The organism is Variovorax sp. GW821-FHT09A10 (assembly GCF_059418385.1).
The window spans coordinates 1-22,417 of the sequence record NZ_JBWKPT010000005.1; the positions used below are offsets into that span (position 1 = coordinate 1).

General features: G+C 65.9%; 23 protein-coding genes and 1 riboswitch. Of the genes, 16 read left to right on the forward strand and 7 right to left on the reverse strand.

From position 1 onward, the window contains the following. Positions 1–89: 89 nt before the first annotated feature. The 4 genes from AC07Q9_RS19630 to AC07Q9_RS19645 all read right to left on the reverse strand — a co-directional run bounded on the left by AC07Q9_RS19630 (position 90) and on the right by AC07Q9_RS19645 (position 4,279). Complete coding sequence (locus AC07Q9_RS19630; protein ID WP_495311432.1) at positions 90–860, reverse strand: SDR family oxidoreductase; 771 nt, start codon at positions 858–860, stop codon at positions 90–92. Positions 861–948: 88 nt separating this feature from the next. Then, complete coding sequence (locus AC07Q9_RS19635; protein ID WP_495311434.1) at positions 949–1,878, reverse strand: pseudouridine synthase; 930 nt, start codon at positions 1,876–1,878, stop codon at positions 949–951. Then, the gene (locus AC07Q9_RS19640) at positions 1,875–3,197 is read right to left on the reverse strand and encodes a leucine-rich repeat-containing protein kinase family protein (protein ID WP_495311436.1); all 1,323 of its coding nucleotides are present in this window, start codon (positions 3,195–3,197) and stop codon (positions 1,875–1,877) included. The genes AC07Q9_RS19635 and AC07Q9_RS19640 overlap by 4 nt, the downstream gene beginning before the upstream one ends. Positions 3,198–3,220: 23 nt before the next feature. After that, positions 3,221–4,279, reverse strand: a complete 1,059-nt coding sequence (locus tag AC07Q9_RS19645) for an MBL fold metallo-hydrolase (protein ID WP_095746936.1) — start codon at positions 4,277–4,279, stop codon at positions 3,221–3,223. Positions 4,280–4,373: 94 nt separating this feature from the next. Between AC07Q9_RS19645 and AC07Q9_RS19650 the strand changes: the two genes are divergently transcribed. From AC07Q9_RS19650 to AC07Q9_RS19680, 7 genes are all read left to right on the forward strand, one after another. Continuing rightward, entirely contained in the window at positions 4,374–4,814 is a 441-nt protein-coding gene (locus tag AC07Q9_RS19650; RefSeq protein WP_489062936.1) for a MerR family transcriptional regulator, read from the forward strand. 6 nt (positions 4,815–4,820) lie between these two features. Continuing rightward, complete coding sequence (gene can, locus AC07Q9_RS19655) at positions 4,821–5,555, forward strand: carbonate dehydratase (protein ID WP_495311439.1); 735 nt, start codon at positions 4,821–4,823, stop codon at positions 5,553–5,555. A 35-nt stretch (positions 5,556–5,590) separates the two neighbouring features. Next, a complete protein-coding gene (aceK, locus tag AC07Q9_RS19660) occupies positions 5,591–7,411 on the forward strand; it encodes a bifunctional isocitrate dehydrogenase kinase/phosphatase (RefSeq protein ID WP_495302437.1) in 1,821 nt (606 codons plus the stop codon). 69 nt (positions 7,412–7,480) lie between these two features. Beyond that, a complete protein-coding gene (locus AC07Q9_RS19665; RefSeq protein WP_095746933.1) occupies positions 7,481–8,665 on the forward strand; it encodes an acetyl-CoA C-acyltransferase in 1,185 nt (394 codons plus the stop codon). 90 nt (positions 8,666–8,755) lie between these two features. After that, a complete protein-coding gene (locus AC07Q9_RS19670; protein WP_139701346.1) occupies positions 8,756–10,003 on the forward strand; it encodes a glutamate carboxypeptidase in 1,248 nt (415 codons plus the stop codon). Between the two features lie 40 nt (positions 10,004–10,043). Beyond that, the gene (locus AC07Q9_RS19675) at positions 10,044–11,174 is read left to right on the forward strand and encodes an acyl-CoA dehydrogenase family protein (RefSeq protein ID WP_495311441.1); all 1,131 of its coding nucleotides are present in this window, start codon (positions 10,044–10,046) and stop codon (positions 11,172–11,174) included. Between the two features lie 8 nt (positions 11,175–11,182). Continuing rightward, positions 11,183–12,019, forward strand: coding sequence for a metallophosphoesterase (locus AC07Q9_RS19680; RefSeq protein WP_495311443.1), 837 nt, complete (start codon positions 11,183–11,185; stop codon positions 12,017–12,019). A gap of 239 nt (positions 12,020–12,258) precedes the next feature. Here the strand turns inward: AC07Q9_RS19680 and AC07Q9_RS19685 are convergent, their stop codons facing one another. Next, a complete protein-coding gene (locus AC07Q9_RS19685) occupies positions 12,259–12,456 on the reverse strand; it encodes a hypothetical protein (protein WP_495311445.1) in 198 nt (65 codons plus the stop codon). 176 nt (positions 12,457–12,632) lie between these two features. Here AC07Q9_RS19685 and AC07Q9_RS19690 point away from each other — a divergent pair, with 176 nt between their 5' ends. Both AC07Q9_RS19690 and AC07Q9_RS19695 read left to right on the forward strand, forming a co-directional pair. Then, a complete protein-coding gene (locus AC07Q9_RS19690) occupies positions 12,633–13,382 on the forward strand; it encodes a uracil-DNA glycosylase family protein (RefSeq protein WP_495311448.1) in 750 nt (249 codons plus the stop codon). Further along, positions 13,379–13,801 (forward strand): GNAT family N-acetyltransferase, encoded by a 423-nt coding sequence (locus AC07Q9_RS19695; protein WP_495311450.1) that lies wholly within the window; start codon positions 13,379–13,381, stop codon positions 13,799–13,801. Before AC07Q9_RS19690 ends, AC07Q9_RS19695 begins: the two co-directional genes overlap by 4 nt. Before the next feature lie 11 nt (positions 13,802–13,812). Here AC07Q9_RS19695 and AC07Q9_RS19700 read toward each other — a convergent pair whose 3' ends face one another. Beyond that, positions 13,813–14,223: a hypothetical protein gene (locus tag AC07Q9_RS19700; protein ID WP_495311453.1), complete on the reverse strand. Its 411-nt coding sequence runs from the start codon at positions 14,221–14,223 to the stop codon at positions 13,813–13,815. Between the two features lie 178 nt (positions 14,224–14,401). Here AC07Q9_RS19700 and AC07Q9_RS19705 point away from each other — a divergent pair, with 178 nt between their 5' ends. The 6 genes from AC07Q9_RS19705 (at position 14,402) to AC07Q9_RS19730 (ending at position 19,874) form a co-directional block, all read left to right on the forward strand. Then, the gene (locus tag AC07Q9_RS19705) at positions 14,402–14,833 is read left to right on the forward strand and encodes a YchJ family protein (RefSeq protein ID WP_095746929.1); all 432 of its coding nucleotides are present in this window, start codon (positions 14,402–14,404) and stop codon (positions 14,831–14,833) included. Between the two features lie 27 nt (positions 14,834–14,860). Next, a riboswitch (TPP riboswitch) is annotated at positions 14,861–14,966 on the forward strand. Positions 14,967–15,058: 92 nt separating this feature from the next. Then, on the forward strand, positions 15,059–16,942 hold the full coding sequence (gene thiC / locus AC07Q9_RS19710) for a phosphomethylpyrimidine synthase ThiC (RefSeq protein ID WP_099793213.1): 1,884 nt from the start codon (positions 15,059–15,061) through the stop codon (positions 16,940–16,942). Positions 16,943–17,024: 82 nt separating this feature from the next. Then, positions 17,025–17,717 carry an HAD family hydrolase gene (locus AC07Q9_RS19715; RefSeq protein WP_492698837.1) on the forward strand — a complete coding sequence of 231 codons (693 nt, stop codon included), beginning with the start codon at positions 17,025–17,027 and terminating at the stop codon, positions 17,715–17,717. Positions 17,718–17,803: 86 nt separating this feature from the next. Continuing rightward, complete coding sequence (locus AC07Q9_RS19720) at positions 17,804–18,130, forward strand: thioredoxin family protein (RefSeq protein WP_495311456.1); 327 nt, start codon at positions 17,804–17,806, stop codon at positions 18,128–18,130. A 38-nt stretch (positions 18,131–18,168) separates the two neighbouring features. Continuing rightward, positions 18,169–18,642, forward strand: coding sequence for a hypothetical protein (locus tag AC07Q9_RS19725; RefSeq protein ID WP_495311457.1), 474 nt, complete (start codon positions 18,169–18,171; stop codon positions 18,640–18,642). Positions 18,643–18,908: 266 nt separating this feature from the next. Next, positions 18,909–19,874, forward strand: a complete 966-nt coding sequence (locus tag AC07Q9_RS19730; protein WP_495311458.1) for a hypothetical protein — start codon at positions 18,909–18,911, stop codon at positions 19,872–19,874. Between the two features lie 161 nt (positions 19,875–20,035). Here AC07Q9_RS19730 and AC07Q9_RS19735 read toward each other — a convergent pair whose 3' ends face one another. Then, a complete protein-coding gene (locus AC07Q9_RS19735) occupies positions 20,036–21,076 on the reverse strand; it encodes an AraC family transcriptional regulator (RefSeq protein WP_056577362.1) in 1,041 nt (346 codons plus the stop codon). Positions 21,077–21,203: 127 nt separating this feature from the next. Between AC07Q9_RS19735 and AC07Q9_RS19740 the strand changes: the two genes are divergently transcribed. After that, entirely contained in the window at positions 21,204–22,376 is a 1,173-nt protein-coding gene (locus AC07Q9_RS19740; protein WP_062478706.1) for an isovaleryl-CoA dehydrogenase, read from the forward strand. The last annotated feature ends 41 nt before the right edge of the window (positions 22,377–22,417 follow it).

Genomic DNA, 22,417 nt, shown 5'->3' on the forward strand with positions numbered 1-22,417 from the left:
TCGCCTTTCTTTTGCCTACGTTTCTTTGGCGAAGCAAAGAAAAGTAGGTCGCCTGCCGGGGCGAGACCCGGCCTCGGAACTCAAGAAGATCAACGCGCGTGCGTAACGCCCCCGTCCACCACCAACGTAGACCCCGTCACATAGTCCCCAGCCCGCGACGCCAGAAAAATAGCCGCCCCAGCCATATCCTCGGGAGTACCGATACGCCCAGCAGGAATGCGCCCCTTCACCTCATCCCCGTGATCCCGCGCATCCTTGTTCATATCCGAAGCAAACGCCCCAGGAGCAATCGCACTCACCACGATCCGATCCTGCGCCAACCTCAGCGCCATCCGCCGCGTCAACTGAATCAACCCAGCCTTGCTAGCCGCATACGAGTAAGTCTCTTGAGGATTCACAGAAATCCCGTCAATAGAAGCAATGTTGATCACCTTCGCCAGATGATCCGTAGCCGCCTTCTTGAGCATCGGCGTCAACGCCTTGGTCAAAAAGAACGGCGTCTTCAAGTTCAGGTCGACCACCTTGTCCCACCCACTCTCAGGAAACTCCTCATACGGCGCCCCCCAAGCAGCCCCAGCGTTGTTGACCAGGATATCCAGCGACCCTTCATGCTTCGCATAAGCATCGACCAGCGCCTGAGCCCCTTCCACAGTAGACACATCAGCAGGCAGCGACACGCAATGCCCAAAAGCCGACAGCTCCTTCGCCGTCTGATCGCAAGCCGCAGCCTTGCGCGCCGAGATGTACACGCGCGCGCCCTGCGCCAGGAAGCCCTCGGCAATCATGCGGCCGATGCCGCGCGAGCCGCCGGTGATCAAGGCGCTGCGGCCCTTCAGCGAGAAGAGTTGGGTGGTGTCCATGTGCGTTTGTCTCCTGAGTGGTGGAAGAGAGGAAGTTCAATTCCCGTCAGGAGAAAGCTTAGTCCGCGCCGCGCCCGCGCCGCGTCACCTAGGCGGCAGCAGGAGCAGAAGGCAGCGCCAGCCGGCGCGGGCTCTCGAAGGTGCGCAAGGCGCCGCTCAGCGGGTCGACAAAAGCCAGCGACCGCGCCAGCAGCTGCAGCGGCCTGTCGAAGTCGTCGTTCCCCGCGGGCTGCAGCGTGGGATAGAACGGATCGTTCACGATCGGCAAACCCAGCGCCTGGCAGTGCACCCGCAGCTGGTGCTTGCGGCCGGTGACGGGCGAGAGTTCCAGCAGCGCATGGCCGTCGCGCGCCTCGCGCAGCACGATGCGGGTTTCGGAATTCGGCTCGCCAGGCGCTTCGCGCATCCGCATGAAATGGTCGTCGTCCACCAGCCGGCTGCGGTACACGGCGGGCACCGACGACACGCCCTCGTGCCACGGCACGACGGCCTCGTAGTGCTTGTCGATGCGCCGCTCGGGAAACATCGCCTGGTAGGCACCGCGCGTCTCGCGGCGCACCGAGAACAGCACCAGCCCCGAGGTGTTGCGGTCGATGCGGTGCAGCGGCACGAGGTCGTCCAGCCCGAGCTTGCGCTTCAGGCGCACCAGCAGGCTCTGCTGCACGTACTTACCGGTGGGCGTGACGGGCACGAAGGGCGGCTTGTCGACCACCACGAGGTTGTCGTCCTGGTGCAGCACCAACTCTTCGAAGGGGATGGGCGTCTCGGCATCGAGCGCGCGGTAGTAGTACACGCGCAGCGGCGATTCATAACGGCGCGTGGCGGTGATGGGTACGCCGTGCTCGTCGCACACGTCGTTCGCTTCAATGCGCGAGAGCCAGGCCTCGCGCGAGATGGCGGGAAAACGCTCGACCAGAAACTCGGCGATGGTGGACCAGGGGCCGTGCGACAGCGCCACGCAACTCGGGCTCACGCCGTCGCGCGTGGGCATGGGGACGACGAAGCGGGGGCGCGTCATGGCGCGGAGGCGTCCAGCACCGACAGCACCTCGGCGAACGACGGCCGCGCCGCCACTTCGGGCTGCAGGCAGCGCGCCGCGAGCGCGGCCAAGGGCGACGAAGAAGCGGAAGCCGCATCGTCACAGCGCTCGGCCAGCTCTTCGAGCAGGCAACCGAAGGCGCGCATCTCCACGCCCTGCAGGGCCTTCGCCAGTGCCGGGTCGAGCGCGCCGGTCATCCAGCCCGCGCCGAAGTCGCCGAGCCGTCCGCCGTCCTGCGCGTGCCAGAGGATGTTGTGGGCGTACAGGTCGCCATGCAGCAGGCCGCGCGCATGCAGGTGCACCATGGCCGCCGCGATGTCGCGCGCGATGCGCAGCGCGGTGCGGGTCGTCCAGCGCGCGTCGTCGGCGTAGACGTCGCGGGTGCACGAGGCCAGGCTCGGCGGGCCGGCCAGGGTGCGGAACGAGGGCGGCACCAGCGCCATCACCAGGCCTTCGGTGCCGTCGGGGTGGCCGTCGATGCGGCCCTGCGCGGCGATCAGCGTCGGGTGCGCGCCGGCCGCGATGCAGGCCGCCATCTCGCTGTGCGGCCAGCCGTCGCTGGTGACGGCGCCCTTGAACAGCTTCACCGCCACGGGCAGCGCGGCGTTGTCCGGCGTGGCCAGCGTGGCGCGGTAGATCACGCCCGAGGCGCCTTCGCCGAGCTTCGGGCCGAGCGTCAGGTCGCGCCAGTCGACGTGCGGCACGGTGGGCGCATCGATGGCGGCGTCTTCGGCCGGGGTGTCGAACGGGTTGCCCGCGCAGGCCAGCCAGGCCAGGCGCGGCAACGTGTGCAGCCACGCGGGCAGCACCTCGAAGCGGTTGGCCGACAGGCGCAGCAGTTCGAGCTGCCGGCAGCGGGCCACCGACGGCGGCAGGGCGCGCAGGCGGTTGCCGGCCAGCATCAGCTTCTGCATGCGGGTGCAGTCGCCGAGGGTGTCGGGCAATTCTTCGATCGCGTTGTCGGTCAGGATCAGCCAGCGCAGCGAGGGCGGCAGCGCCTCGGCGGGCACGTGGGCGATGCGGTTGGCCTTGAAGCCCACGATGTCGAGCTGGCGGCACTGGCCGATGGACGCCGGCAGTTCCGTGAAGCGGTTGTCGGAGCAGAACAGCACACGCAGCCGGTGCAGCCGGCCGAGGTCGTCGGGCAGCGCGCTGAGCGCATTGCCCGTGAGGTTCAGCGTTTCGAGGGTGTCGGCGAGCGCAAAGATCTCGCGCGGGAACTCGGTGAGTCCGCACGAGAGGTCCAGTCGTCGTGCGCCAGCCAGCCGGCCGGCGCGCAGCTCAGCCAGCGTGTCCATGCGGGAAGTCTACCCAGCCGACGCTACCTGGCGCCAAAGCGATAGATGCCGTCGGCATCGAGCGTGCGCTTCACCTGTCCCGAGAACCACAGCAGGTGCAGGTGGGCCACGGTCTCGCCCATGGCGAAGGTGATCTGGTGCAGGTCGAGCTCGCGCTTGAACAGGATCGGCAGGCCCTCCGACGCCGTGATCGGGCGCGCGAGGCAGGCCTCGAGCAGCTCGGCCAGGCGGTCGCGGTGGTGCTCCTGCAGCTGGTCGACGCGGCGGTGGATGCCGGTGAAGGGCTTGCCGTGCGAGGGCAGGCCCAGCGTGTCGGCCGGCAGGGCCTTGAACTTGTCGATGCTGTCCAGGAACAGGCGCAGCGAGTTCGCCTCGGGCTCGCCCGCGTGCACGCTCACATTGGTCGAGATGCGCGGCAGCATCATGTCGCCGCCCAGCAGAAGCTTCGGCTCGGCGCAGTACAGCGCGATGTGTTCGGGCGCGTGGCCGTAGCCGCTGATGCAGCGCCAGTCGCGTCCGCCGATGCGGACGATGTCGCCGTCCATCATGCGCACGTAGCGGGCGGGCACGCTGGGCACCATGTTCGTGTAGTAGCTGGTGCGCGCGCGGATCTTGGCGATCGACTCGGGGTTGGTGAGGCCGTGCGAGGCGAAGAAGTCGGCCGCCGCGTCGCCGCCCGCGAGCGTGTCGCCGGCGCTGCACAGCACGCGCGCCACGTGGTAGTCGGTGGCGCTGATCCACAGCGGCGCGTTCCAGCGCTGGCACAGCCAGTCGGCCAGGCCGATGTGGTCGGGGTGCATGTGGGTGACGATCACGCGCAGGATCGGCAGGCCCTGCAGCTGGGTCTCGAAGATCTGCTCCCACTGCGCGCGGGCCTCGTCGTGCGCGATGCAGCAGTCGACCACCGTCCAGCCCTCGACGCCGTCGATCGTGTCGCGCAGCAGCCAGAGGTTGATGTGGTCCAGCGCAAAGGGCAGCCGCATGCGGATCCAGCGCACGCCGGGCGCGACTTCCAGTGCTTCGCCGGCGGCGGGCAGGGTGTCGCCCAGGGGGTAGTGGAGTTCGCGTTCGAGGAGGTTCATGTATGATTGACGTTTACGTAAACGTCATGGGTTGAGGCAACATTGTAGAGAATGCGCCGCCAACCTGCTGTCGCCCCCGCAACCCTTGCCGCCCATGCCCGCGCAGACCTTCACCATCAGCCAGCTCGCCAAGGAGTTCGACCTCACGACGCGCGCCATCCGCTTCTATGAAGACATGGGCCTGCTGTCGCCGGAGCGGGCCGGCCTGCAGCGCGTGTACAGCGCGCGCGACCGGGCGCGGCTCACGCTCACGTTGCGCGCCAAGCGCCTGGGCCTGACGCTGGTCGAGGCGAAAGACATCCTCGACATGTACGACAGCCCGCGCGACACCGTGCCGCAGCTGGAAAAATTCCTGGGCGTGCTCGGTACCCACCGCGCGCAGCTCGAGGCGCAGCTGGCCGAGCTGCAGGCCAACCTGGCCGAAGTGCGAGAACACGAGAAGAAAGGCCGCGCCACCCTGGTCAGGGCGCAGAAGGCCGCCAAGGGAGGGCCGAGCGCCCTGGGTACCGAGCCCGCAACCACTCACCGACAATAGATCACCATGTCCTCAGACAACCTCGACGACCTCTTTGCCCACAACCGTGCCTGGTCCGCCCAGATGGAGCGTGACCGGCCCGGCTTCTTCACCGGACTTGTCAAGCAGCAGACGCCGCGCTACATGTGGATCGGCTGTTCCGACAGCCGCGTGCCCGCCAACCAGATCACCGGCCTGGAGCCGGGTGAAGTGTTCGTGCACCGCAACGTCGCCAACATCGTGGTGCACTCCGACCTCAACGCGCTCTCGGCGATCCAGTTCGCGGTCGAGCACCTGAAGGTCGAGCACATCATGGTGGTCGGCCACTACGGCTGCGCCGGCGTGAAGGCCGCGCTCAGCGGCAAGCGCATCGGCCTGGCCGACAACTGGATCCGCCACATCCAGGACGTGCGCGACCGCCACAGCGTGATGCTCGACAGTCTGCCCGAAGACGTGCGCGTCGACGCGCTGTGCGAACTCAACGTGGCCGAGCAGGTGGTCAACGTGGCTGTCAGCACCGTCATGGTCGACGCCTGGGCGCGCGGCCAGAAGGTGCGCATCCACGGCTGGACCTTCGGCGTGCACGACGGCCTGCTGCAAGACCTCGGCCTGAGCGCCGACGGCGACAAGCCGCTGGACGCCATCTACAAGGCCGCTGTGCAGCGCATCCGCTACAAGTGGAGCAAGCCGGCCGGCGTTTCGCCGTCGGCGCAGGCAGGTGCCGACGGCACCGAAGGCACCGAGATCCCGCCAGCCGCCTGAGCGAACCCGTCGCTGCCATCGCCGGTACTGTCGCCATGTTCCCGCAGCGCCTCGATTCCCCGCTGGCCTACGACATCGCGAAGGCGATGATCGACGGGTTCAACCGGCACTACCGGCTGTTCCGGGCCGAATCGGCGCGCGCCAAGCACCGCTTCGAGACCGCCGACTGGCACGGCCAGCAGCGGGCGCAGCGCGAGCGCATCGAGTTCTACGACCTGCGCGTGAACGAGGCCGTGGCCCGGCTCGAAAAGGAGTTCAAGGCCGGCGACCAGCCCATGGAGGTCTGGCACCAGGTCAAGCTGCACTTCATCGGCCTGCTGGTGAACCACCACCAGCCCGAGCTGGCCGAGAGCTTCTTCAACTCGGTCACCACGAAGATCCTGCACCGGGCCTACTTCCAGAACGACTTCATCTTCGTGCGCCCGGCCATCAGCACCGAGTACATCGAGCCGCGCGGCGCACCCACCTACCGGCCGTACTACCCGTCGCAGGCCACGCTGCCCGACATCATCGAGCAGATGCTCGACGACTTCGCGCTGCAGGGCAGCTACGCCAACAAGCGGCGCGACGCCGAGCGCGTGGCGCACGTCATCCTGAACCGCTTTCACCAGGTCAAGCTGCGCGCCAACTTCCAGCTGCAGGTGCTGTCGGGCCTGTTCTACCGGAACAAGGGCGCCTACGTGGTCGGCAAGATCATGAACGGCTTCACCGAGATCCCGTTCTCGCTGCCCCTCCTGCACGACACCCACGGCAAGTTCTACATCGACGCGGCGCTGTTCGGCGAGGACGACCTGCAGATGCTGTTCAGCTTTGCGCGCGCCTACTTCATGGTCGACATGGAAGTGCCTTCGGCCTGGGTGCAGTTTTTGCGCTCGCTCATGCCGCGCAAGCCGCGCGCCGAAATCTACAACGCGCTCGGCCTGGCCAAGCAGGGCAAGACGCTGTTCTACCGCGACTTTTTGTCGCACCTGAACTACTCGAGCGACCGCTTTCGCATCGCGCCCGGCATCAAGGGCATGGTCATGCTGGTGTTCGACCTGCCCTCGTTCCCCTTCGTGTTCAAGGTCATCAAGGACTTTTATCCGCCGCAGAAGGACACCACGCGCGAGCAGATCAAGGGCAAGTACATGCTCGTGAAGCAGCACGACCGCGTGGGCCGCATGGCCGACACGCTCGAGTACAGCAACGTGGGCTTTCCGCTCGACCGCTTCGAGCCCGAGCTCATCGAGGAGATCCGCAAGTTCGCGCCCAGCCAGCTCGAGATCGGCGACCGCGACGGCAACGGGGAGATGGAGGTCGTGCTCAAGCACGTCTACATCGAGCGCCGCATGATCCCGCTGAACATCTACCTGCAGGAAGCCTTCGACACGCTGGCCCATCCCGAGAGCCCGGCCCAGGCCCGGCGCGCCAAGGACCAGCTGGAGCACGCGGTCATCGAGTACGGCAACGCCATCAAGGACATGGTGGCCGCCAACATCTTTCCCGGCGACATGCTGTGGAAGAACTTCGGCGTCACGCGCGGCGGCAAGGTCGTGTTCTACGATTACGACGAAATCGAATACGTCACCGACTGCAAGTTCCGCAAGGTGCCCACGCCGCGCAACGAAGAAGACGAGATGAGCGGCGAGGTCTGGTATTCGGTCGGCCCGAAGGACGTGTTCCCCGAGACCTTCGAGCCCTTTCTGCTGGGCAACAAGGACGTGCGCGCCGCCTTCATGGCGCACCACGCCGACCTGCTCGACGCCGCCTTCTGGCAGCACCACAAGGAACGCATCCAGGCCGGCCAGATGCTCGATGTGTTCCCGTACGAAGAATCGCAACGCTTCCAGCACGAAGGCCACGCGACGCATTTCTGACCGCCCGTTTCCCGATTCCATTTTCGTTTTGTCTTTGATTTCACTTTCACATTCCTGAAGGAGACCTCCATGTCCGAATCCATCGTCATCGTCGGCGCCGCCCGCACCCCCATGGGTGGCTTCCAGGGCGATTTTTCGTCCCTCTCCGCGCACGACCTGGGCGGCGCGGCCATCAAGGCGGCCGTCGAGCGCGCCGGCATCGCGCCCGAGAGCGTGGGTGAAGTGCTGTTCGGCAACTGCCTCATGGCCGGCCAGGGCCAGGCCCCGGCGCGCCAGGCGGCCTACAAGGGCGGCCTGCCCGACAGCGCGGGCGCCGTCACGCTCAGCAAGATGTGCGGCTCGGCCATGAAGGCCGCGATGCTCGCGCACGACCTGCTGCTGGCCGGCACGCACGACGTCATCGTGGCGGGCGGCATGGAAAGCATGACCAACGCGCCCTACCTCATGCTCAAGGGCCGCGGCGGCTACCGCATGGGCCACGACAAGATCTATGACCACATGATGCTCGACGGCCTCGAAGACGCCTACCAGCCGGGCCGCTCCATGGGCACCTTCGGCGAAGACTGCGCCGCCAAGTACAACTTCACGCGCGAGCAGCAGGACGCCTTTGCCATCGCCAGCGTGCAGCGCGCCAAGGCCGCCACCGAATCGGGCGCCTTCAAGGACGAGATCACGCCCGTCACCGTCAAGGGCCGCGGCGGCGACACCGTCATCTCCATCGACGAAGGCCCGGGCAAGGTCAAGCTCGACAAGATCCCCACGCTCAAGCCCGCGTTCAAGAAAGAAAACGGCACCATCACCGCCGCCTCGAGCTCGTCGATCAACGACGGCGCCGCCGCGCTGGTCATGATGACCGAGTCGCATGCGAAGAAGATCGGCGCCAAGCCGCTGGCGCGCATCGTCGGCCACGCCACGCACGCGCAGCAGCCCGAGTGGTTCTCCACCGCCCCGGTCGGCGCCGTGCAGAAGCTCTTCGCCAAGACCGGCTGGAGCGTGAAGGACGTCGACCTGTGGGAAGTGAACGAGGCCTTCGCCGTCGTGCCCATGGCCCTCATGCACGAGCTCGACGTGTCGCACGACATCGTCAACGTGAACGGCGGCGCCTGCGCGCTGGGCCACCCCATCGGCGCCAGCGGCGCGCGCATCATGGTCACGCTGCTGCACGCGCTGAAGGCGCGCGGCAAGAAGCGCGGCGTCGCCACGCTGTGCATCGGCGGCGGCGAAGGCACCGCCGTCGCGCTCGAATTGCTATAACGCCAGGAGCCGCCGGCGCCCGGGAGAGGGCGCCGGCCGGTTTCCACCCCGGACAGTTCAAACAAAACCATGCGTAGAGCAGGAGATTTCATGCGCCCATCCCTTCACCGTACCGCCGTTGCCGCCGTGCTCGCTACCGCCTTCGTGGCAGGTGGCGCCTGGGCCCAGAAGCGCGACAACGTGCTGTTCCAGGCCGCCACCGACGAGCAGCCGGCGGTGATCAAGACGCTCGAGAAGCTCGTCAACATCGAGACCGGCACCGGTGACGCCGAAGGCATGGCCGCCGCCGGCGCGTACCTCGAAGGCGAACTGAAGAACCTCGGCTTCACCGTCACGCGCAGCAAGTCGGCTGGCCTCGTGGTCGGCGACAACATCGTCGGCAAGCTCAAGGGCCGCGGCGGCAAGAACCTGCTGCTCATGTCGCACATGGACACCGTGTACACCAAGGGCACGCTCGCCAAGGCGCCGTTCCGCATCGAAGGCGACAAGGCCTACGGCCCCGGGATCGCCGACGACAAGGGCGGCAATGCCGTCATCCTGCACACGCTCAAGCTGCTGAAAGACTATGGCGTGCGCGACTACGGCACCATCACCGTGCTGTTCAACACCGACGAAGAAAAAGGCTCCTTCGGCTCGCGCGACCTGATCCAGGAAGAAGCCAAGCTGGCCGACTACGTGCTCTCGTTCGAGCCCACCAGCGCTGGCGACGAAAAGATGTCGCTCGGCACCTCGGGCATCGCCTACGTGCAGGTCAACATCACCGGCAAGGCCTCGCACGCGGGCGCCGCGCCCGAGTTGGGCGTGAATGCATTGGTCGAGGCCTCTGACCTCGTGCTGCGCACCATGAGCATCGACGACAAGTCGAAGAACCTGCGCTTCAACTGGACCATCGCCAAAGCCGGCAACGTGTCGAACATCATCCCGGCCAGCGCCACGCTGAACGCCGACGTGCGCTACGCACGCAACGAAGACTTCGACGCCGCCATGAAGACCCTCGAAGAAAAGGCGCAGCAGAAAAAACTGCCCGAGGCCGACGTCAAGGTGCTCGTCACGCGCGGCCGTCCGGCCTTCAACGCGGGCGAGGGCGGCAAGAAGCTGGTCGACAAGGCCGTGGTCTTCTACAAGGAAGCCGGCGGCAGCGTGGGCGTTGAAGAGCGCACTGGCGGCGGCACCGACGCGGCCTACGCAGCGCTCTCGGGCAAGCCCGTGATCGAAAGCCTGGGCCTGCCCGGCTTCGGCTACCACAGTGACAAGGCCGAGTACGTCGACATCAGCGCCATTCCGCGCCGCCTGTACATGGCCGCGCGTCTCATCATGGACCTGGGCGCCGGCAAGTAAGCCGCGCACCCACCGACAAGAAAGAACTGGAGACAACGCCATGCTGCTCAGCGCAGACCAGGAAGCCATCCGCGACGCCGTGCGCGATTTTTCGCAAGCCGAGTTGTGGCCCAACGCCCCCCAGTGGGACCGTGAGCACAGCTTTCCGAAGGAAGTGCACCAGGGCCTCGCCGCACTGGGCGCCTACGGCATCTGCGTGCCCGAGGAGCATGGCGGCGCAGGCCTCGACTACCTCACGCTCGCGCTCGTGCTCGAAGAGATTGCGGCCGGCGACGGCGGCACCAGCACCGCCATCAGCGTGACCAACTGCCCCGTCAACGCCATCCTCATGCGCTACGGCAACGCGCAACAGAAAAAGAAATGGCTCGAGCCGCTGGCCCAGGGCCAGATGCTCGGCGCCTTCTGCCTCACCGAGCCGCAGGCCGGCAGCGACGCCTCGAGCCTGCGCACCACCGCGCGCAAGGACGGCGACGGCTACGTGATCGACGGCGTCAAGCAGTTCATCACCAGCGGCAAGAACGGCCAGGTCGCCATCGTCATCGCGGTGACCGACAAGGGCGCCGGCAAGCGCGGCATGAGCGCGTTCATCGTGCCCACCGACGCGCCCGGCTACAACGTCGCGCGCTTGGAAGACAAGCTCGGCCAGCACAGCAGCGACACCGCGCAGATCAACTTCGACAGCTGCCGCATCCCGGCCGAGAACCTCATCGGCGCCGAAGGCGAGGGCTACAAGATCGCGCTCGGCGCACTCGAGGGTGGGCGCATCGGCATCGCCGCGCAGAGCGTGGGCATGGCCCGCAGCGCCTTCGACGTGGCCGTGGCCTACGCCAAGGAACGCCAGGCCTTCGGCGGCGCCATCTTCGACCAGCAGGCCGTCGGCTTTCGCCTCGCCGAATGCGCCACGCAGATCGAAGCCGCGCGCCAGCTCATCTGGCACGCCGCCAGCCTGCGCGACGCCGGTCGGCCCTGCCTGAAAGAAGCCGCCATGGCCAAGCTCTTCGCCAGCGAGATGGCCGAGCGCGTGTGCAGCGCCGCCATCCAGACCCTGGGCGGCTATGGCTACGTGAACGACTTTCCGCTGGAGCGCATCTACCGCGACGTGCGCGTGTGCCAGATCTATGAAGGCACGTCGGACATCCAGAAGCTGTTGATTCAACGCGCGCTCGCCTGATCGATCACGTGAGCCGGCACCGCGGCCGACCCTGGGGCTCGATCGCCGCGGCACTCGTGCTCGCGGCGCTGGCCGCCTGGAGCGTCGTCATCGAGCCGCGCTGGGTGGCCGCGCGTGTCGAGCCCCTGGGCTCGGCGCAGTGGCAGCCGCCGGCCGGCCTCAAGGTCGCCGTGGCCAGCGACTGGCACCTCAGCACGCGCTCGCTGTGGCGCGTGACCAGCGCCGGCCGCGCCGCGGCCATCGTCGACCAGATCAACGCGGCGCAGCCCGACGTGATCCTGCTGCCCGGCGACTTTCTTGCGGGCTCCGGCGACGACGAAGACTTGTCCATCGAAGCCATGGCCGCCGTGCTCGGCCGCCTGAAGGCACCGCAGGGCGTGTACGCGGTGCTCGGCAACCACGACTGGTGGCACGACGGCGAACGCACCGCCAAGGCCCTGTCCGCGCAGGGCATCCGCGTGCTGGAGAACGCCTCGGTGCGCCTGCCCGGACACGAGATCTGGGTGGTCGGCATCGGCGACGACTCCACCGGCCACGCACAGCCCGACAAGGCCCTGGCCGGCGTGCCACCCGGCGCCGCCACGCTGGTCATGATGCACGACCCCTTCAGCTTCGCCGGCATGCCGCGCACGCAGGGGCTCGTGGTGGCGGGGCACACGCACGGCGGGCAGATCAGCGTGCCGGGCTATGGCGCACTCGTGGTGCCTGGGCGCGCGCCGCGTGAATGGGCCTATGGCTGGATCGCGCACAAGGACCACAGGCGCATGTACGTGACCAGCGGGCTCGGGGTGAGCATCTTGCCAGTGCGGTTCAACATGCGGCCTGAGTGGGTGATGTTTCGGTAGGGTGGTGCGTACCGGTCGCCGGCGCGTGACGGGCGTCGTGGAGGCCGCGAACATTGCCGTCGCCTTGTGATGTGCAAGGCCGGGTTTAGCAGCCCGCTGACATCCTGCGCAGCAATCCTTGGAGGCCTATGGCCAATGCTTCAAGCGCAGTCACCGACGCCGGTTGTTCCTGTGCGTCTTCCCGTTCCAACGCTCAATTCACACCCTTCGAATGGGTGCAAGGCGAACGGCTCCCGCCTTCACTGCAAAGCCACGCGGCGTTTCTCAACGAGGCGCGCGATGTGGTGCAGGGTGCGCAGACGCTGGTTCAGTTGCTCGAGTGGGATGAGGATCGGCGCGACGCCGCTTCTCTTGATGCAGATGCAGCTCCGCTTTTCGATGCAGGCCAGCGCAGTTCGCTGCAGCGGTTTCTTGCTGTTTCGCTGGGGCTTCTGCATGCGCGGATTGAGGCGCAGTGTGAGGCGTTAACTGGGTAGAGCGCGACGTCAGGGCTTCTGTGGCCCTTTCCGTCGAGGCGATCACCAGCAGGTACGGCAAAATTTGGACCCATGTAGACAATCCCGAATCGTCGGCAATCATTCGTTAAACCGAGGAAAACATGCAGCCTCTAATCGTGGACTTCATGAAGAATTTTTACGGCTATGGAAACCTCAACGGCTCGTACTGGTTCGTCGGGATGGAGGAGGGTTGCGGGCCTGACTGGAATTTGGATGCCAGACCCCGCTTCGAACGCTGGCAAGCTCGAGGACGACGGCAAACAGAAGATCTGCGTGGCTTCCACTTTGACATTGGTATTCGGAAGCATTGGGAGGCGACCAACGGCAAGCCGGTCAAGATTCAGTTTACTTGGAGGCGTCTTATCGAAACGATTCTGGCTGTTGAGGGAGAGGTCGCCACAGACGAGAAAATTGCCAGATACCAAGCCCAGTATCTCGGCACTCCTGACGGTGAAACTTGCCTGCTGGAGCTTCTTCCTCTGCCCTCGCGAAGGGTGAGCGAATTCGGATACGAGCATTTAGCAAACGAGGTGTATCCTTTTTTTGGCAAGCGCGCTGCATATCGCAAGCACGTCCTGGGTGCGCGCATTGCTCACCTCCAGTGTTTGATTGCCCAATACAAGCCGCGTCATGTCGTGCTCTACGGAAAGTCATATCGGAAAGCTTGGGAGATGCTGGTGAGGAACACGCCGTGGGCAACCGTTGACGGTTGGATCGGGCGCTGCCAATTCTCCGGATCCCAGGTTTGGCTCGCCCCTCATCCCGCAGCGCACAAGATCCCTCGAAATCTTTTCACGTCCCTGGGCGAAAAAATCAGAGAGGTAGACCCACCAAGTGCAAACCCAAGCCGTAGAGTTCAAGTATGAATTCCCTGCATATCGAAGAAGCACGCGCAATAAACCATCCGTTTCTTCGCGAGCGAGAGGAAAAATGGAAACGTCCTGGAACCAGGGGGTTCCTCGCCTTGATCGATGGCGTGGAGGTGGGGCTTCTCATCTTCGAGCATTTCCCCAGCACTTCTACGGGTTTCGTGCACGAGATTTACGTGTTGCCGGAGTTCCGAGCAAAGGGCGTTGGCAATCAGCTTCTTTTACACGCAGAGGCCGTAGCGATTGATTCTGCGCACCAGACACTTCGTCTCTTTGCGCGCTCTCTCGACCAAGAGTTCATCAACGATGAAGGTCTGGTGTCTTGGTATGGCCGCAAAGGGTTTGTTCGAGAGGTCAGTCCTTCCGATGGAATGCGGAAGATGCTCGCAAACCTATCCGCGACAGGCGCTGACTGAGGCCAGAAAACCTACTGCGTTTGAACTCTAAATCCCAAGTAGAGAAAAAACGCCACAACCGCCCCGACGATGGCAAGCCCAATCGACCACGGAATGTCCATGTCACTGCGCTCGCGACGCGAGACGCCATCCATACGGGTCAGCATCGTGCGTCGCTGGTCCGGCGTGTTGATGAGGAACTTGACGACGCCTGCAATGCCGCAAAGGGCAACAGCGCCCCCGATGATCATCAATCCCCACACTTCCAGATTGAACGTGATGGGAAATGCACCATCGACGGCTGCGACAAAGGGTTCGCGTCCCCTTCGCGTGACAACGATTTGTCCGGCGCGCCATGCGTTGAATCCGTGCAGAAAGGCGAAGGCGCCCAAGGAGAGGGTCGCAGCGAGCAGGAAGAACAGCTTGAGGAATCGCAAAAGCATGCTTTGGTGTTCAGCTTGAAGGAACGAAACGCCGGACGACTTTAGCGGCACAAGCCATTGGCGCAAGAGGCCCCGGCGCCTTTGGCCCCGGCAGGTCCTCGCAAAGCGGGCATGCCCCGAAGCCTCCCACACCCCACCTTCAGCCCCCGCCGCGCCAAGTGTTCCAATAGAGCCCTTCATGAGCGCCACCGACCCCACTCCCGGCCCCTGCCCCTGCGGCCGCACCGACCGTCGCGACAAGCCCATTGGCTACGCCCTGTGCTGTGGGCGCTACCTCGACGATTTCGAGAACACGCCGGCGCCCGACGCCGAATCGCTGATGCGTTCGCGCTACTCGGCCTTCGTGCTGGCTCGCGCCGACTACCTGCTCGCCACTTGGCATGCGTCGAAGCGGCCGGCCTCGGTCGAGTTCGAGCCGGGCGTCAAATGGCTGGGGCTGGACATCCGCTCGCGCTCGGTGCTCGACGCCGACCACGCCGAGGTCGAGTTCGTCGCCCGCCAGCGCGGCGCGACGGGCGTGGCGTTCCGCCTGCACGAGCGCAGCCGCTTCGTGCGCGAGGACGAGCGCTGGTTCTACGTCGACGGCGACCTGCACCAGCCCCCGGGTTGACGGCGGCGGGCTTCGGCCCGCACAATCGGCCCCGCTCCGGGGTGCACGCATGTGGCGTGCTGAGATGGCAAAGCTGCCGACCCGCGAACTTGATCCGGGTCATACCGGCGTAAGAAGAGCTGCACTCCCTGACTTCGGTCCGTCACTCCCTTTTCTGGTGGCGGGCCTCCCGAGGTCCACTGAGCGATTGCGGAGCACCCTTTCCCTCAACAAGGAGTGCCTCCGATGAATGCCCCCGACAAGTTCACCTCGCTGCTGTCGCTGACGCGCGAACCCTTTCCCGCCTCGCACAAGTGCGTCATTCCGGGCAGCCGGCCCGACCTGTTCGTGCCCGTGCGCGACGTGGCGCTGACCAACGGCGAAACCGTCTCCCTGTACGACACCTCGGGCCCCTACACCGACCCGAAGGTCGAGATCGACGTGCGCCGCGGCCTGCCCGACGTGCGCAGCGCCTGGGTCATCGAGCGCGGCGACACCGAGAGCTACGAAGGCCGCACGCACCACGCGCTGGACGACGGCGCCAAGAACGAAGACCGCGACGCGCAGCGCCTGGCCGAGCTGCGCGCCGGTGCCTCGGCACTGCAGCGCACGCCGCGCCGCGCCAAGTCGGGCGCCAACGTCACGCAGATGCACTACGCGCGCCGCGGCATCGTCACGCCCGAAATGGAATACGTGGCGCTGCGCGAGAACGGCAAGCGCGAGTGGATGGCCGAGTACCTGGCCAACGAGGAGCGCGCCAAGCGCGTGGCGGGCAACCCGATGGGCGCGAGCATTCCGCGCATCATCACGCCCGAGTTCGTGCGCGACGAAGTGGCCCGTGGCCGCGCGATCATTCCCGCGAACATCAACCACCCCGAGGTTGAGCCGATGGCCATCGGGCGCAACTTCAAGGTGAAGATCAACGCCAACATCGGCAACTCGGCCGTCACCTCGAGCATCGAGGAAGAGGTCGAGAAGCTCGTGTGGGCGATCCGCTGGGGCGCCGACAACGTCATGGACCTGTCGACCGGCAAGAACATCCACACCACGCGTGACTGGATCGTGCGCAACTCGCCGGTGCCCATCGGCACGGTGCCGATCTACCAGGCGCTCGAAAAGGTGGGCGGCGTGGCCGAAGACCTGACCTGGGAGATCTACCGCGACACGCTCATCGAGCAGGCGGAGCAGGGTGTCGACTACTTCACCATCCACGCGGGCCTGCGCCTGCCGTTCATCCACCTCACGGCGGACCGCATGACGGGCATCGTGTCGCGCGGCGGCTCGATCATGGCCAAGTGGTGCATCGCACACCACAAGGAGAGCTTCCTCTACACGCACTTCGAGGACATCTGCGACATCATGAAGGCCTACGACGTGAGCTTCTCGCTCGGCGACGGCCTGCGCCCCGGTTCGGGCGCCGATGCGAACGACGAGGCCCAGTTCGCCGAGCTGCGCACGCTGGGCGAGCTCACGCAGATCGCCTGGAAGCACGACGTGCAGACCATGATCGAAGGCCCGGGCCACGTGCCGATGCACATGATCCAAGCCAACATGGACGAGCAGATCAAGCACTGCCACGAAGCGCCGTTCTACACGCTCGGCCCGCTGACCATCGACATCGCGCCGGGCTACGACCACATCTCCAGCGCCATCGGCGCCGCCATGATCGGTTGGGCCGGCACGGCGATGCTCTGCTACGTGACGCCCAAGGAGCACCTGGGCCTGCCCGACCGCGACGACGTGAAGCAGGGGATCATTGCCTACAAGATCGCCGCGCACGCGGCCGACGTGGCCAAGGGTCACCCGGGTGCGCGCTCGCGCGACGACGCCCTGAGCAAGGCGCGCTTCGAGTTCCGCTGGCAAGACCAGTTCAACCTGGGCCTGGACCCCGACACGGCGCGCGAATTCCACGACGAGACGCTGCCGAAAGACTCGAGCAAGGTGGCGCACTTCTGCTCGATGTGCGGCCCCAAGTTCTGCTCGATGAAGATCACGCAGGAAGTGCGCGAGTACGCGGCCAAGAAGGGCGTGGCCGAGGCGGCTGCCATGGCCGAGGGCATGGAAGAGAAGTCGAAAGAATTCATGGCCGGCGGCGGCGAGATCTACATTCCGATCCGCCCAGTCGTTTGAGATGACCCGATAGCCTGAGTCTGCCCGTGCGGAAAGGGTGCGTTGCTACCATGGGGCCAGACCCCTGAACTCCAGCCTCGCAATGACCCCTTTCCCCTTTTCCGCCGTTCTCTTCGATTGCGACGGCGTGCTCGTCGATTCCGAACCCATCACCAACCGCGTGCTTGCCGACATGCTCGGCGAGCTCGGCTGGCAGCTCACGGCCGAGGAATCGATGAACATCTTCACCGGCAAGGCCGTGAAGGACGAGACGGCGCTCATCGAGGCCAAGACGGGCTTCAAGATCACCGACGACTGGCTGCGCGGCTTCCGCGCCCGCCGCAACGAGGCGCTGGACCGCGACCTCGTCGCCATTCCCCATGCGCCCGCCGCCATCCGCGAGATCCATGCGCGCCTCAAGGGCCGCATCGCCTGCGCGTCGGGCGCCGACCGCCACAAGGTCGAGCTGCAGCTGGCCAAGGTCGGCCTGCTCGACTGTTTCGAGGGTCGCATCTTCAGCGGCCACGAGATGCCGCGCTCCAAGCCGCATCCCGACGTGTACCTGGCCGCGGCGGAAGCGCTCGGTGTCGATCCGAGGCGCTGCGCGGTGGTCGAAGACACGGTCACCGGCGCGATGGCCGGCGTGGCCGCGGGCGCCACGGTGTTCGGCTACAGCACGGGTGAGTCGGGCCACAGCGGCCCGGGCGCGCTGCGCGCCGCGGGCGCCGTGGCCGTGTTCAGCGACATGACCGGACTGCCCGCGTTGCTGGCCGGCTACGGCCTGCAGGCGGCCTGAGTTTCTGGTGCAATGACGCCCGTCAGCGTGTGGCGCGCCCGTCGCCTTCACGCGCTCCTTCCCTCGAATTCGCAAGGACCCCGCCCATGACCTCCGAGTACCAGACCGAGCAACCCGACCGCAGCGAGATCGACGCGCTCCAGGGCCCGGCCGTGGTGGAGTTCGGCACCAACTGGTGCGGCATCTGCAAGGCCGCGCAACCGAACATTGCAGAGGCCTTTGCCCAGTACCCGAACGTGCGCCGCATCAAGGTGGAAGACGGCAGCGGCCGCCCGCTGGGCCGCTCGTTCAACGTGCGGCTGTGGCCCACGCTGGTGTTCCTGCGTGAAGGGCAACAGGTCGCGAAGCTGGTGCGGCCGGAAGACAGCCAGTCGATCGCCGATGCGCTGGCGTTGATCGACAAGCCGGCCTGAGGCCGCGCACCCGCCCTGTCGCACAGGCGCAGCGAACCATGAACACCGAACTGCACCGGCTTGCCCAGGAGGCTGACCTGGAGGCGCAGGCCCAGGCCTCCTTGCGTCTGCGCTTCGGCCTGGCCTGCGCCCGGCGCGTGCGGCATCTACTGGAGTCGCCGGAAGCCATCGAAGGCCTCGACACGCTCGAGGCCTTTCTGGACGGCCGGGCCGGCACGGATGCACTGGCGCAGGCCGTGCAGCAGATGGCCGTGGTAGCCGGCAGCCACCCGGGATCGCGCTCCCTGGACGGGGCGGCCCATGCGGCGGTGTCCGCGACCTATGCGGTGTCCCAGGCGGTGGCCGGCCGTGCGCTGCAGGCGGCGGCGTACGCGGCCTACGCCACGGTCTACGCCTACGGCGGTTATGCGGTCACCGATCCCGAGGCCTTCGCGGAAGAGTTCGCGTGGCAGGTCTCGGCGTTCCGCGCGCTGCGCGACGATGGGGCGGGGCTGGTCGCGCCAGCGGGTTGATCCCGAGCCTCGGCAGGCCATGTAGCGCCCGCGCGGGCGCAGAATTTCCGCGGCCTGCGCGTGCAAGCCCGCCGGTGCGGTCAACTTGACTCTGCAAGTCGAATGCATGGACATGCGCAGTCGTGTTGCAGGCGAACGATGATCTCCTTTCGACGACGCGGCAAGATCTCTCAAAAAGTAAGCACATCATGGAACGCTCATTCCTGCCTCTATCTAGGGGAACGCCGCCTGAGGAATTCACGCTCCGTGTTTACTGTTCCCCAGCGATGCAACTCTCCATTCAACCCAGTGGAGAGACACTCGGGTTTACCGCAGCGGGGAGGTTTGTAGATGTTTCGATCGATGGCAACGGCGCTTTGGTATTGATCGCGAGAGGTTTTCCGGCGGCGGATGCCGCAAGGAGTTTTTTCCCAGTGCTCCAACGAGCGGTTGCGTTAGCGGGGGTGAATGGGCGGTTGGCTGTCAACATGCCCCTAGAGATTTCTGAGACCAAAGTGTCTGACTTTGGTTTTTGGGAAGGACAAGAGGACGTCGTAGAGCACGGGTGGCCAGCAACGCAGCTACCCAATCCCCTTGTTATTTACAACGAGGGGGCATGGATTTATCCGGAGCATGAGTATGTTGCTCTGGCAAAGAGCTTTCGCATCGTTCCCACCTTTCTTACCGACATCGTGCAAATTACGAAAGAGCTGACGGATGCTTCCACACAGCTACCGCAGCAAGAAAGACCGGTAGGTCGGGAGGTTTTGATCGCCGCGTCGTTTCTTGCACATGGAAGTCGATCGACATTGCACGTGTGGAGATTTCTGATCGCAGTCACTGGACTGGAGATGCTTGCGGATCGACAGCAAGCGGGAGACAAAACCAAGCAGGCCATTGAACTCCTGCGGGAAGAGATCGATGCGAAGTACGCGCAGACGCCATCGGTTCAAGTCGACTGGTTGAAGAATGCGATTAAAGGCGCAAAAGAACAATCCATCGGCGCCGCTGTAAGGGACTTGGTCGTCAACTGGTGCGCTCCGGGCAAGGCGAAGAATCCAATGCATCAGTTTTTCGCCGACGAGGGCGACTGCAAGAAAAAGGTGTCGGCACTTTACGCGCTGCGATCTCAATATGTGCATAGCGGTCGAGTGACACAGGAAAAGGATCTCAAGCGCTATTCCTTTTTCGAACTCGCAAGCGTAGCGACCGCTTCTTTGCATCACATCCTCAACGAAATGCTGCGCGGGTAGCCGAACTTGCTCAAGTGGGAGGTCGGAGCAATCTTCCTTTGCTCGCCGCGCAGGAGCTCGGCCCCGAGGCTGATGTCGCCGCTGGCGATGAATTCGGCGCTGATCCAGTTTCGCCTGCTGATGGCGCAGGCCGTAGGCGCGGCCGAGGTCCAGGGTGCGCCCTACAACCCCAGCTGCCGAAAGTCCCGGGGCGCGTGCCCCGTCCACTGCAGGAACGCACGCGAAAAACTCTTCTCGTTGCGGAACCCCACCGCCAGCGCCACCTGCTTGATCGGCCGCGTGGTCCGGCGCAGTTGCTCCACCGCCAGCTCGTGCCGCACCTCGTTCTTCAGCACCTGCAGCGAGGTGCCTTCCTCATGCAGCTGCCGGTGCAGCGTGCGCCCCGACACATTCAGCAGCCCCGCCAGCGCCTCCGCCGTGGTGGCCTCGCCGGCGCGCGCGCGCAGCAGTTCGCGCACGCGCTGGCCCAGCAGGCGGTCGCGGCGGTACTGCAGCACCGTGAGCGGCAGGGCGCGCTTGAGCATGGTGCGCAGCGCGCGTTCGTCGCGCAGCAGCGGCAGCGCGAGGTAGCGCTCGTCGAAGCTGATGCTGGCCTGCGGTGCGTCGAAGTGCACGTCGGGCGTGAACATCAGCGGGTAGGCGTCGCGGTGCGGCGGCGCCGCGAACGGAAAGGTGGCCTGGCGCAGCGAGATGCGCGAGTCGATCGCCCAGCACACATACCCGTGCATGAAGCGCAGGCTGGTCACCAGGCAGAACTCGCGGAACGCGGGGTCGAGCGGGCGGTTCTCGGTGATGCGCAGCGTGGCCACGCCGCCCGCCACGTCCAGCGCGAGCGTGATGTCCTCGGTCAGCAGGCGGTGGTGGCGGCACCAGCGCTTGATGGCCACGCCCAGGTCGGGCGAGGTGAGCGAGGCGCGGCACAGCATGCCGTAGCTGCCCCAGGGCAGGCGGCGCGAGAACCAGCCCAGCGCCTCGTCGTCCAGTTCCTGCATCGCGTGGCCCGACAGCGCCTCGAACTGCGCAGCCGTCACCCGCGCGCCGGGGCGGGCCAGCTCGCGCGGCGCGATCTGTGCCGCCTGCAGGGCCTGCGCCGGGTCCTTGCCGTAGCGGGCATACCCTTGCACGATGGCTCGCACGAAGGCCATCGGCGTGACGGCGCGGGCGGGTCGCAGGAAGGCGGGGGACGACGTGGTGGAGGGCATCGGTCGTGGCGCAATTTGCAACCATTGTGGCGCCAATTGCGGCGCCACGAGGCGTAAGCTGCGTTTTTTCAAGCGCCATCCGCGCGGGCAGCCCTGCGCGCCGACCCCTTCAGAGGAGACAAGACTCATGCACGATTTCGGCCTCAACTTCGACCTGGGCGACGACATCGACGCGCTGCGCAGCGCGATCCAGGACTTCGCCGCCAACGAAATCGCGCCCCGCGCCGCCGAGATCGACCGCGACAACCTGTTCCCGCACGACCTGTGGCAAAAGCTCGGCGAACTGGGCCTGCACGGCATGACGGTGAAGGAAGAATTCGGCGGCACCGAGCTGGGCTACCTGGCCCACATCGTGGCCATGGAAGAAGTCTCGCGCGCCTCGGCCTCGGTGGGCCTGTCGTACGGCGCGCACTCCAACCTGTGCGTGAACCAGATCCACCGCAACGGCAGCGAAGCGCAGAAGAAGAAATACCTGCCCAAGCTGGTGAGCGGCGAGCACGTGGGCGCGCTGGCCATGAGCGAGCCCAACGCCGGCTCCGACGTGGTGAGCATGAAGCTCAAGGCCGACAAGAAGGACGGCTACTACGTGCTCAACGGCGGCAAGATGTGGATCACCAACGGCGGCGACGCCGACACGCTGGTCATCTACGCCAAGACCGAACCCGAAATGGGCGCGCGCGGCATGACCGCCTTCATCGTCGAGAAGAACTTCAAGGGCTTTTCCGCCGGCACCAAGCTGGACAAGCTCGGCATGCGCGGCTCCAACACCTTCCCGCTGTTTTTCGACAACTGCGAAGTGCCCGAAGAGAACGTGCTCGGCGGCGAAGGCATGGGCGCCAAGGTGCTGATGAGCGGCCTGGACTACGAGCGCGCCGTGCTCTCGGGCGGCCCGCTGGGCATCATGGCCGCCTGCATGGACGCCGTGATCCCCTACATCCACGAGCGCCAGCAGTTCGGCCAGAGCATCGGCGAGTTCCAGCTGATGCAGGGCAAGATCGCCGACATGTACTCGACCTGGCAGGCCACCCGCGCCTACGTGTACGCCGTGGGCAAGGCCTGCGACCGCAACGACCATGCGCGCACCTTCCGCAAGGACGCGGCCGGCGCCATCCTGTACTCGGCCGAGAAGGCGACCTGGATGGCCGGCGAGGCGATCCAGACGCTGGGCGGCGTGGGCTACACCAAGGACTTCCCGGTCGAGCGGCTGTGGCGCGACGCCAAGCTGTACGAGATCGGTGCGGGCACGAGCGAAGTGCGCCGCATGCTGATCGGTCGCGAGCTGTTCAGCGAAACGGCATAAGCCGCGCTTCATCCAGCGCTGCTCACCCTCACCCCCACCCT

What these genes read in the sequence shown, in the direction of transcription:
- AC07Q9_RS19630 (WP_495311432.1), bottom strand. Translation starts at nt 860, where the DNA reads ATGGACACCACCCAACTCTTCTCGCTGAAGGGCCGCAGCGCCTTGATC.
- AC07Q9_RS19635 (WP_495311434.1), bottom strand. Translation starts at nt 1,878, where the DNA reads ATGACGCGCCCCCGCTTCGTCGTCCCCATGCCCACGCGCGACGGCGTG.
- AC07Q9_RS19640 (WP_495311436.1), bottom strand. Translation starts at nt 3,197, where the DNA reads ATGGACACGCTGGCTGAGCTGCGCGCCGGCCGGCTGGCTGGCGCACGA.
- AC07Q9_RS19645 (WP_095746936.1), bottom strand. Translation starts at nt 4,279, where the DNA reads ATGAACCTCCTCGAACGCGAACTCCACTACCCCCTGGGCGACACCCTG.
- AC07Q9_RS19650 (WP_489062936.1), top strand. Translation starts at nt 4,374, where the DNA reads ATGCCCGCGCAGACCTTCACCATCAGCCAGCTCGCCAAGGAGTTCGAC.
- can (WP_495311439.1), top strand. Translation starts at nt 4,821, where the DNA reads ATGTCCTCAGACAACCTCGACGACCTCTTTGCCCACAACCGTGCCTGG.
- aceK (WP_495302437.1), top strand. Translation starts at nt 5,591, where the DNA reads ATGTTCCCGCAGCGCCTCGATTCCCCGCTGGCCTACGACATCGCGAAG.
- AC07Q9_RS19665 (WP_095746933.1), top strand. Translation starts at nt 7,481, where the DNA reads ATGTCCGAATCCATCGTCATCGTCGGCGCCGCCCGCACCCCCATGGGT.
- AC07Q9_RS19670 (WP_139701346.1), top strand. Translation starts at nt 8,756, where the DNA reads ATGCGCCCATCCCTTCACCGTACCGCCGTTGCCGCCGTGCTCGCTACC.
- AC07Q9_RS19675 (WP_495311441.1), top strand. Translation starts at nt 10,044, where the DNA reads ATGCTGCTCAGCGCAGACCAGGAAGCCATCCGCGACGCCGTGCGCGAT.
- AC07Q9_RS19685 (WP_495311445.1), bottom strand. Translation starts at nt 12,456, where the DNA reads ATGCAGAAGCCCCAGCGAAACAGCAAGAAACCGCTGCAGCGAACTGCG.
- AC07Q9_RS19695 (WP_495311450.1), top strand. Translation starts at nt 13,379, where the DNA reads ATGAATTCCCTGCATATCGAAGAAGCACGCGCAATAAACCATCCGTTT.
- AC07Q9_RS19700 (WP_495311453.1), bottom strand. Translation starts at nt 14,223, where the DNA reads ATGCTTTTGCGATTCCTCAAGCTGTTCTTCCTGCTCGCTGCGACCCTC.
- AC07Q9_RS19705 (WP_095746929.1), top strand. Translation starts at nt 14,402, where the DNA reads ATGAGCGCCACCGACCCCACTCCCGGCCCCTGCCCCTGCGGCCGCACC.
- thiC (WP_099793213.1), top strand. Translation starts at nt 15,059, where the DNA reads ATGAATGCCCCCGACAAGTTCACCTCGCTGCTGTCGCTGACGCGCGAA.
- AC07Q9_RS19715 (WP_492698837.1), top strand. Translation starts at nt 17,025, where the DNA reads ATGACCCCTTTCCCCTTTTCCGCCGTTCTCTTCGATTGCGACGGCGTG.
- AC07Q9_RS19720 (WP_495311456.1), top strand. Translation starts at nt 17,804, where the DNA reads ATGACCTCCGAGTACCAGACCGAGCAACCCGACCGCAGCGAGATCGAC.
- AC07Q9_RS19725 (WP_495311457.1), top strand. Translation starts at nt 18,169, where the DNA reads ATGAACACCGAACTGCACCGGCTTGCCCAGGAGGCTGACCTGGAGGCG.
- AC07Q9_RS19730 (WP_495311458.1), top strand. Translation starts at nt 18,909, where the DNA reads ATGCAACTCTCCATTCAACCCAGTGGAGAGACACTCGGGTTTACCGCA.
- AC07Q9_RS19735 (WP_056577362.1), bottom strand. Translation starts at nt 21,076, where the DNA reads ATGCCCTCCACCACGTCGTCCCCCGCCTTCCTGCGACCCGCCCGCGCC.
- AC07Q9_RS19740 (WP_062478706.1), top strand. Translation starts at nt 21,204, where the DNA reads ATGCACGATTTCGGCCTCAACTTCGACCTGGGCGACGACATCGACGCG.